This is a genomic window from Patescibacteria group bacterium (assembly GCA_026397045.1).
In the GTDB taxonomy this organism is placed as follows: domain Bacteria; phylum Patescibacteriota; class Saccharimonadia; order CAILAD01; family BJGX01; genus JAPLVO01.
In genome coordinates this window covers 1-10,176 of the sequence record JAPLVO010000003.1, presented here as the reverse complement: position 1 = coordinate 10,176, position 10,176 = coordinate 1, and the positions used below count along the sequence as shown (strand labels likewise).

The window sequence follows — 10,176 nt, the reverse complement described above, 5'->3', positions numbered from 1 at the left end:
TTATCATAAGACCAATAATTTCCTTTAGTTGTTAAGTTTAGATTAAGTATAAGCTTACTAAACTAAAATAGCCAATAACAATCTAAATAAACTGCTTGATTCCATCTACTACCTGGCTAGGTGTAAGGTCTGTTTTAACAATATAGTCGCGAGCCCCTAATTCTTTGGCTTCTTCGAGCATTTGTGAGTCCATGACATTGGTCAAAACAATTACCGGGAGAGCTGGTGTTAGGCCTTGTTTCTTTAGCTCTTTGAGTACTTCTAGACCACTAACATTTGGCATCATAAGATCCAAAAGCACTAACCCTGGCATATCCTCGGATATCATAGCAAGAGCCATAGCCCCATCAACTGCCTCTACGACATCGATACTAGCTTTGCTTAGTTTAAGTTTGTACATATTGCGGATAAAATCATTATCCTCTACTAGTAAAACAACTTTACTCATGAGCTAATAATACTCTGCTTTGAATTATTGGGCAAATATAAGCACTGACAGAGACAGGTATTAGCTGCCGCTTAGCAGTTCTTCGATTCTTGCCGAATCGTTCTGGCCTGTGTCCAAATGGAAGCTCAGTCTAGGAGAAAATTTAGATTTTAGCTTAGTAGCTAATATGCGAGACATTTCGCCACTACTATCTTTTATAGACGCAAAGGCGTTTTCGGCATTTCTGCCCCAGACAGATACATAGACATGAGCAATTTTAAGATCAGGGCTGATTTTAATGCTATTAACGCTAACAGAGCTGCCAGGTATCTGATGCTCAAGCATTATAGGAGCAAGTTGTTTTTTTACCATTGAACTAAACTTTTCAAGACGAAGATTCATAAATTATAACTTTCGAGGTTGCTGAGAAGTAGTTATAAACTCTAGCTCGTCGCTTATCTCGATGGTTTTAGTGGTAGCGACCTCCAGGCCACATTCTTCATTTTCCATAGCCTCCTTGGCGGACTGCTTATCTTTTTGTAAGCTACTAAGCTTCCCCATCCCAATTAGCTTCCCGGATCTTAAGATCCTTACTTCTAGGCCTGGGACTACCTTGCCGCTTAATACCTTGCCGCCACAAACTACTTTATCCTTGGTGGTCTTGAAGACTCCTAGAATTTTTAATTTAGCGTTGATTGTCTCGATTATTTCAGGATCTAGCATGCTAGACAGCCAGCCCCTAACATCATCTAAGAGTTCATAAATAACCTTATAGAGCTGGAAGTCGACTCCAGACCGTTTGGCCTGCTGATTAACTGCTGCATTAATACTGACATGGAACCCAAGGATAACTGCCCCCGCGGCAGCGGCGGCCTGGACATCACTCTCTGATATGTCTCCAACCCCAGATGAAACTACCTTAGCCCTAACCTCGTCATTACCGACTTGGCCTAAAGCGGTAAGCAGTGATTCGAGCGAGCCCTGGACATCAGCTTTAACTACCAGCGGCAACTCTTTAATATCCCCCTCTACCATGGCGTTAGCAATATCTTCAGCTGTCTTGCTCTTGATCGAGGTGACTGATTTGAAGCTTTGCTTTCGAGACTGTCTCTCTACCCAGTCTTTAGCTTCTCTTTCAGTCTTAACTTGTTCGAACCAATTACCGAAATCAGGTAGCGATTTGAGGCCTGATACAATTGCTGGCATCGCAGGTGTCGACTGCTTTAGTTTATTGCCCTTAAAATCCAACATCGTTCTAATCTTTCCGTAACTAGAGCCAGCAATGATCCAGTCGCCAGTCTGCAAAGTACCTTCCTGTAATAATAGGGTTACAATAGGGCCCATTCCTGTATCTAGGTGAGACTCAATCACAACTCCACGCCCAAGGCCAGTAGCCCGAGCTTTAGTTTCTACTATATCTGCTACCAGCAGTACCACCTCTAGAAGCTTAGCAATGCCATCGCCTGTTTTTGCAGACACCTCAACGCAGGGCACATCGCCACCCCAGTCATCTGGCAAGACATCTATTTCGGATAGCTCCTGCTTAACTCTGTTGGTATCCGCGCCTTCTTTATCGATCTTATTAATTGCAATCACCAGCGATGCCCCAGCTTGTTTGGCATGATCAATGGCTTCTTTTGTCTGTGGCTTTACGCCGTCATCGGCTGCGACGACAATAATCGCAATATCAGCAATCTTAGCCCCATGTTCGCGAAGAGCCGAAAAAGCCTCATGACCAGGGGTATCTAAAAATGTTATCACTCTATCGTTTTTGGTGACCTGGTAGGCGCCAATGTGCTGAGTAATCCCCCCAGATTCACCTGCAGCTACTTCAGCATTTCTGATAGCATCCAAAAGGCTAGTTTTGCCATGATCTACATGGCCCATCACAGCAATAACTGGAGGCCTTGTCTTTTGAGGACTACTGTCTTCTTTATTAGGACGCTCCGCCTGATCTGCCGGTTTAGGAATTATTTCAAAGCCAAGTTCCGCACCAATTATTTGGGCTGTATCAAAATCAATATTCTCATTAACGGTGGCCATTACCCCATTCTTCATCAGCTCACCTACAACTGCGGCCGGGCCCTTACCTATCAGACTAGCAAACTCACCAACAGTAATAACTTCTGGTGCTTCAACCTTGTTTAGTTCTTCTTTCACTAGTGCCTCCTTTTTAAGATAAATGGCAGTTGTTTATAAACCTTATTATAGCAATCATCTGAGCAAACATAGGCTCCGCGGCCATCAATGTTTTTATTAGGATCCAAAACTAATTCTTCGTCCCTTATAACCCACCTGTTAAGCTGTGATTTGGGCAGTTTACTACGGCACGACCTACAGCTGCGGATTGGGACATGTAGAGTTTTGGCCGTCAAAGTGTTTAATCCTTAATAGTTTCTTTGGCTTTAGCGACCTTGTCTTGAGATGCTTCGGTGGGCTTAAGGCTAAGAGAAAGTTTGTGTTGCTCAGTATCTATTCCGATGACTCTAAATTGTTTGGTTTCACCAACCTTCACGAGCTTATTAGGATCAGTCACATGGTCGCCTGATAGCTCCGAGATATGGACCAAAGCCTCTATTACAGGGCTAATTTGAACAAAAGCACCGAAAGGAGTTATTCTCGTAACTTTACCATCTATCTTATCGCCAAGCTTATAAACGGATATCTCTTTTTGCCAAGGGTCTTCTGTTAGTTGCTTTATTGATAAAGACAGCTTATCTTGATCGATAGCGATAATTACTGCCTCCACTTCTTGACCAACCTTGACATACTTTGAGGGGTTATCAACCCTATCCCAGGCGATTTCGGAAATATGAACCAGGCCTTCGATGCCATCGACATTCACAAAGACTCCGAAGTCTACCACCCCCGTAACTATGCCCTTGATAGTATCACCAACTTTAAAGGCCGCGATTTTACCTTCTGTGAACTCTCGCTGCGCTTCTTTCTCGGATACGATTAGTTTGCTCTGTCTACGATCCAAATCAAGGATTCTAATCATTAGTGTACGACCAACTAGAGTATTTAGCCTGTGGAGTATTTCATCCTTGTCGGCACCAGTCACTCGCGGATAGTTTTCTCCAGATAGCTGGCTCACTGGCAAGAAGCCACGAACGCCATCTACTTCAATGAGCATTCCGCCCTTGTTAGCATCAAATGGCACTATTCCAAAGACTTCTTTATTCTTAAATCTGGTCTCTAGCTCATCCCAGCCCTTCTCTTTGGCAACCTTTTTAAGGCTAAGGCCGATATACCCGTCATCATTTTCAAGATCTATAACGGAGGCCGAAACGGCGTCACCTATCTTAAGATCCTTGCTAGATTGCTCGACTTCGCGACCACTAACTACTCCTGTTCCGTAAGCCCCAAGATCAAGCCAAAGTTCACGGCGATCCTTAGCTAAAACAGTACCCTCAACAAGATCCTCAACATTAAGAGCCTTAATGGATTGATCAGCCAAAAGATCATCCATAGAAATACTGGATATCGACATATTAAAATTTTCTCCTTAGGTTTGTAGCGTTAAAACGAAAAGCTGTGAATTATTACTTCACTACTCGTTTATCTAGACTATATCTGATTTATGGCTAGTTGTAAAGCTATTTGCTTGCCCTGAGGGTACGCCTGCTGACTAAGTAAAGCCCCGTTAGAAGCCCCAATACCAACGCAGGTATTAGTGTGTCTGCGGGGCCAGTAGCGGGTATACTGCTTTGGGGTATCTGCGCTAATATCGGCGCCTGAGGGCTGCTTGGCTGGGAAGGCGTAGCTACAGCGGGGCTAGGCTCGTCGCTGACTGGCTTGGGCTGAGAGTCGGCAGGCTTACTAGGGTTTTCGTTATCTTTAGCAGGCTCTTGCTGCTTAGGGGCTTCGGAAATAGTAGGCAATGAACTTCTCGTGGGATCTGTTTTGGCCTGCTTACTTCGCTGAGTACCGCCATAGCTGATGGTTGCCGCGACGACCACAGCGATTAATGATAATGCCAGAAATAATTTAATTGCATTTGATTTATTCATTTCTATCCCCTTAATTTTTATGTATTTTACACCCCAAAATGCTTACTATGCAAATAATTATTTACAGTCAGCAGTTCAGGGCTTATAGTTGATACTAATAAAAAGGAGGGTGAATGGAGATTATCGCTGCTTATCCGAAGCAACGGTTCTTGCCAGCAGGCTATTTTGCCTATGATGCAGGCGAGGATGTTATTAACTACGACCCAACTTTGCTTAATAAGGCCTCTGGCAAGCTGGCCCTCTTGCACGAGATAAGCCATGCTTTACTCGGGCACTTCCACTATAGATTCGATTTTGAACTTTTCGCTATGGAAATGGACGCCTGGAATATGACCCGAAAGCTTGCTCTGAAGCACTCTATAGCGCTTGAGGAGCAATACATAGCTCAATGTATGGAAAGCTACGACAATTGGCTAACAAAGCGCAGTACATGCCCTAAATGCCATAAATTCAATATGCAATCCGTGCCTAGTCGGTTTCAATGCTACCATTGTCGTACTAAGTGGAAAGTCAGCAAAGATATTTTGAGTACTATCAGAAGAGAAATAATTAAATAATTAAAGAGCCCCAAGTTAATGGAGCTCTTTAATGGTAGTTAAAAATACCTATTTAGCGGCTTTGCCACGGCGACTCGCGCGTCCACCCTTGGCGCCAGCTTCACGAGCTAGCTCTGGGTTGGCAGCGAATCCACCGCCACGACTTTTTTTGCCACCGACTGCGCCGATGCGAGTATAAAACTCTTTACCGTAACGCTTTTTGTTGGTTGATGCGGCTTTGATACCGCCTTCTCTTGTTCCTGGCATAAGAAAAACTCCTTTTTGCAAGGAGTCCAACTAGCTCTTATTCTACACCCTCCAAGATGCTGTTAAACTCTTGGGTTAATATTATTGTGGTTATGATTATACCGAGTTATGGTTATTTTGTCAATAGTTATATGAAGTGATTATTTTGGGCTGGTTTTGGACTAAAATGCCACAAATTGCTAATAATCATCAATAATAATTATATTTAGACTAATCTCATTAGTCATCACTTTTGCTGCCAAAAGTGATATAAAACCAACCGACTGTGGCTCGCCCCAATAAGCGCCCCAGGCTACCGAACAATCTCTATCCATAATAAACTTGCCCTGATAGCTAGCGCTTCAGGGCTTCAGACAATCCTGGATAATGATTAGTTCGTTAGCCTGTTGCTTTCTGGGAGCTCGATGTCGGTAAAGGGCAGCAAAAGTGGTATTCAATAAGTAACAATTAAACTAGAGGGGGTACTACAGTCCTACCGAATCTGCTCCGTGTGTAGCTTGCGCTAGTGTGAACTTATCATACTCCAATTGGCTAATTAGGCTTCCTCTTGAGAAGGATGAATACTCCATGTATGATTTTGCTTTTTTAGCTGCTTGTACCATCCAGTCTCCACCAGAGTTGTCTGCACCATATACCGCATCTTCATGCGTGAATTTCTCGTACTCCAATTGCGCTACCAATCCATCATGGGAGAATGCAGTGTAGCTTAGGTAGCCCTTTGCTTTACTGACAGCATTTTTTTGACTTACCGTCTCTGCTGGTACTTCAGGCGGTTTGGTTTCTGCAGGTTTGGTATCTACAGGCTTGGTTTCTGCAGGTTTGGTATCTACAGGCTTAGTATTCGTCGATTCTGTAGCCGTGGGAGTTTTTGGCGATACAGCACCAATGGCTATTACAATAACAAAAACAACACCGGTCATAATTAAAGCCGACTTAATATTCTTTTTTCTGTTTGCAAGTAACTGTCCGTCCATGGACTTCATCGCCCCAGTTAGTATAAGTATTAAGTCGATAAGGTACCAGATACCAAAACCACCGAAAGTTATTAATTTTAAAATACCTGTACCCATTTTGCCTAGGTAGAATCTATCAACACCAAATCCACCCAAGAATAGTGAAAGCATTGCAGTAGTCATAAAATCTTTTTTAGTTCGATCACCTGTAGCCTCATCGGTTTTTTTAGTTGTTTTTAAGGGAGGTTTTTTATCAATTATAGTTACTCCTTCATTTAGTATGGCCTAATAATAGCCCCCCCCCGTAACCTGTCAAGGTGAAGCACCAAAAACACCAGCTGTTGCTCGCTTTTGCTGCGCATGTCCTCCGCCCCCTGTTGTCTGTCCTCTGTTTTCTGTTGTCTGCCTTACACCGACATCGAGCTCCAAGAAAGCAACAGGCTAACGGACTAATCATTATCCAGGATTGTCTGAAGCCCTGAAGCGTTAGCAATCAGGGCAAGTTTATCCTGGATAAAGATTGTTCGCTAGCCTGGGGCGCTTATTTGGGCGAGCCACAGTCGGTTATTTTTGCTCCACTTTTGATACCAAAAGTGGTATTTGAATAGAGCTTAATTAGATAATAATTAGGAGATAATTAAATTAAAATAGTTTAGTCTAGTCCGCCTAAGTACCAAAAAACACCAGAAGTTGATGTCTGGTGTTTTTAGTTTGTGGATTCTATGCTCGCGTCGTTCTACTTTCCCCTAAAAGAGTATCATCGACGCAGAAGGTCTTAACTTCGGTGTTCGGCATGGGAACCGGTGTGGCCCCTTCGCTAAAGACACGAGCATAAAACCCACAAGGGGTTTTATTTGATAAAAATATGTTAAATGGTTGAAACTAAAACTTCTTACTAACTCATAGTCTACTAGCTACAAATTGCCAGCGAATTAAAAGTATAAAAAAAGTCAATCGACTATTAGTACACCTCGGCTGAACACGTTGCTGTGCTTACACCTGGTGCCTATCAACGCAGTCGTCTACTGCGAGTCTAAATGGAGAAATCTAATCTTGAAGGAGGCTTCACGCTTATATGCTTTCAGCGTTTATCCCGTCCGAACGTAGCTACTCGGCAATGCCATTGGCATGACAACCGATACACCAGCGGTTCGTTCACTCCGGTCCTCTCGTACTAGGAGCAACTCTTCTCAAATTTCTAAACGCCCACACCAGATAGGGACCGAACTGTCTCACGACGTTCTGAACCCAGCTCGCGTACCCTTTTAATTGGCGAACAGCCAAACCCTTGGAACATGCTCCTGCTCCAGGATAGGACGAGCCGACATCGAGGTGCCAAACAGCGCCGTCTATGTGGACTATTGGGCGCTATAAGCCTGTTATCCCCGGGGTAACTTTTATCCGTTGATCTCTCACACTTCCACGTGTTATGAGTGGGTCATTAGCTCCTGCTTTCGCACCTGCTCGACTTGTAGGTCTCGCAGTCAAGCTAGCTTATGGGCTTACCCTATCAGTTCGATTTCTATCCGAACTTAGCTAACCTTTGAACGCCTCCGTTACAATTTAGGAGGCAACCGCCCCAGTTAAACTACCCACCGGACACTGTTCCGTAACCGGATAACGGGCACGGTAAGAACCAAGACACATACAGGGTGGTATTTCACTGGTGACTCCACTTCGGCTAGCGCCGAAGCTTCAAAGTCTCCCACCTATTCTACACAGTATATAACCAAATCCAATGTCAAGTTGTAGTAAAGCTCCACGGGGTCTTTCCGTCTTGGTGCGGGTAAACGGCATCTTTACCGCTATTGCAATTTCACCGGGTCCCTCGTTGAGACAGTGCCCAAATCGTTACGCCATTCGTGCGGGTCGGAACTTACCCGACAAGGAATTTCGCTACCTTAGGACCCTTATAGTTAGGGCCGCCATTGACCGGGGCTTCAGTTTGAGGCGTTAACCTCGCTCTTTAACCTTCCGGCATCGGGCAGGCGTCAATCCGTATACATCCACTTACGTGTTAGCACAGACCTGTGTTTTTGGTAAACAGTCGCTTGGGCTCTTTCGCTGCGGCCCCGCCAGTTTAACTTGCGAGACACGTCCGAAATCTTAAGCGATTACACTTATATCTTCAACGTTTTTGTTATTTTTGTTGTTAAGAATTCAGACAATATCTCCCAGCCTAAATTGGCGGGGCAGACCTTATTCCGAAGTTACGGTCGCTATATTGCCGAGTTCCTTAACGAGGGTTCTCCCGAGCACCTTGGTCTACTCGACCCGACCACCTGAGTCGGTTTGCGGTACGGTCGGCTACTTCTATTAATCACACAATTTTCTGGTCAGTTTGGCTCACGCGTATTCAAGTCTTACGACCCGTTTCATTCGTGTTTCACCTTGAAATAAATCAAGACTACGCACTTAGACGGATATAACCAAAAATCCGCACGCGTTACCATCCTGCGTCTTGTGTGGGAACAAAGCAGCCGGTACAGGAATATCAACCTGTTGTCCATCGCCTACGACTTTCGTCCTCGGCTTAGGCCCGACTAACCCTGGGACGATAAACGTTGCCCAGGAAACCTTGGTCTTACGGTGGGTAGGATTCTCACCTACCTTATAGTTACTCATTCCAGCATTCTCACTTCCCCGCGCTCCACCAAACCTCACGGTTTAGCTTCAGTGCCCGAGGAACGCTCCTCTACCACTCTATAATAAATTATAGAATTCGCATCTTCGGCGCATAGCTTGAGCCCCGTTATATTTTCCGTGCAAGATCACAATTGACCAGTGAGCTGTTACGCACTCTTTAAATGCATGGCTGCTTCTAAGCCAACATCCTGGTTGTTTATGCAATCTCACCCCGTTTCCCACTTAGCTATGACTTGGGGGCCTTAGATGGCGATCTGGGCTGTTTCCCTTTCGAGCGACGATCTTAGCACCGCCGTTCTGACTGCCATAATAATCTCTGTCGGTATTCGGAGTTTGATTGAGCGAAGTACTCCGAGGAGCCTTCAACCCATTCAGTGCTCTACCCCCGACAGGTAGTTTATGACGCTAGCCCTAAAGCTATTTCGAGGAGAACCAGCTATCTCTAGGTTCGATTGGCATTTCACCGCTAACCACAGGTCATCCGGGCGTTTTGCAACACACTACGGTTCGGCCCTCCACCGCCTGTTACGACGGCTTCAGCCTGCCCATGGTTAGGTCACCTAGTTTCGGGTCTAATACATACGACTAAGTCGGGCAGTTAACCCTCGCTTTCACTTCGGCTCCGTGGCGTTTGCACACTTAACCTTGCCATATATATTAACTCGCTGGATCGTTCTACAAAAAGCACGCCGTCACACCCTAAGGTGCTCCGACTCATTGTAAGCATATGATTTCAGGATTCTATTTCACTCCCCTTACGGGGTTCTTTTCACCTTTCCCTCGCGGTACTTGTGCACTATCGATCATGCAATGTAGTTAGCCTTGGAAGGTGGTCCTCCCAGGTTCAAACAGGGTTTCTCGTGTCCCGTCCTACTTGAGAATATTAACAATGAAGACAAAAGGTTTTATTGTACGCGGTTTTCACGCTCTCTGACGGTCCTTTCCAGGCGCCTTCCAATAACACTCTTGTTTTGTAACTTCATCCATTCGATCTTAACGATGGCTTTTATGGCAGAGAAGCTGCCAGCGACAATTCGCAATTAGCAACTTCTCTAAAACCACAAAAGAGTCAATACCTCGCAACCCTCTCTGTAATTACTTAAGAAAACTCCACATAAATGTGAAGAAACAGATAAGTTTTGGCTTATCCCGTTTCGCTCGCCGCTACTAAGGGACTCTCGGTTGATTTCCTCTCCTCTGGGTACTAAGATGTTTCAGTTCTCCAGGTGCCCTCCACATAACCTATGTATTCAGTTAAGGGTAATACGACATTACTCGTACTGGGTTTCCCCATTCGGATATCCTCGGATCAAAGCTTGTTTGGCAGCTCCCCG

Annotated in this window: 8 protein-coding genes and 2 rRNA genes; 1 reads left to right on the top strand and 9 read right to left on the bottom strand. The window is 44.8% G+C overall.

The annotated features are described in order from the left end of the window. Window positions 1-82: 82 nt before the first annotated feature. The 5 genes from NT111_00105 to NT111_00085 all read right to left on the bottom strand — a co-directional run bounded on the left by NT111_00105 (window position 83) and on the right by NT111_00085 (window position 4,440). Window positions 83-448 carry a response regulator gene (locus tag NT111_00105; GenBank protein ID MCX6804422.1) on the bottom strand — a complete coding sequence of 122 codons (366 nt, stop codon included), beginning with the start codon at window positions 446-448 and terminating at the stop codon, window positions 83-85. 60 nt (window positions 449-508) lie between these two features. Continuing rightward, window positions 509-829, bottom strand: coding sequence for a ribosome-binding factor A (locus NT111_00100; protein MCX6804421.1), 321 nt, complete (start codon window positions 827-829; stop codon window positions 509-511). Between the two features lie 3 nt (window positions 830-832). After that, window positions 833-2,587 carry a translation initiation factor IF-2 gene (gene infB, locus NT111_00095; GenBank protein ID MCX6804420.1) on the bottom strand — a complete coding sequence of 585 codons (1,755 nt, stop codon included), beginning with the start codon at window positions 2,585-2,587 and terminating at the stop codon, window positions 833-835. Window positions 2,588-2,807: 220 nt separating this feature from the next. Further along, window positions 2,808-3,920 carry a S1 RNA-binding domain-containing protein gene (locus NT111_00090; protein MCX6804419.1) on the bottom strand — a complete coding sequence of 371 codons (1,113 nt, stop codon included), beginning with the start codon at window positions 3,918-3,920 and terminating at the stop codon, window positions 2,808-2,810. Between the two features lie 106 nt (window positions 3,921-4,026). Continuing rightward, complete coding sequence (locus NT111_00085; GenBank protein MCX6804418.1) at window positions 4,027-4,440, bottom strand: hypothetical protein; 414 nt, start codon at window positions 4,438-4,440, stop codon at window positions 4,027-4,029. 113 nt (window positions 4,441-4,553) lie between these two features. On the opposite strand from NT111_00085, the gene NT111_00080 reads away from it, so the two are divergent. After that, window positions 4,554-4,997, top strand: a complete 444-nt coding sequence (locus NT111_00080) for a hypothetical protein (GenBank protein ID MCX6804417.1) — start codon at window positions 4,554-4,556, stop codon at window positions 4,995-4,997. 48 nt (window positions 4,998-5,045) lie between these two features. Here NT111_00080 and NT111_00075 read toward each other — a convergent pair whose 3' ends face one another. From NT111_00075 to NT111_00060, 4 genes are all read right to left on the bottom strand, one after another. Next, window positions 5,046-5,243, bottom strand: a complete 198-nt coding sequence (locus NT111_00075) for a hypothetical protein (GenBank protein ID MCX6804416.1) — start codon at window positions 5,241-5,243, stop codon at window positions 5,046-5,048. 464 nt (window positions 5,244-5,707) lie between these two features. Next, the gene (locus NT111_00070) at window positions 5,708-6,379 is read right to left on the bottom strand and encodes an Ltp family lipoprotein (GenBank protein MCX6804415.1); all 672 of its coding nucleotides are present in this window, start codon (window positions 6,377-6,379) and stop codon (window positions 5,708-5,710) included. Window positions 6,380-6,919: 540 nt separating this feature from the next. Further along, window positions 6,920-7,027 (bottom strand): 5S ribosomal RNA (gene rrf, locus NT111_00065). 110 nt (window positions 7,028-7,137) lie between these two features. After that, window positions 7,138-10,176, bottom strand: a 23S ribosomal RNA gene (locus NT111_00060); the annotation flags it as partial.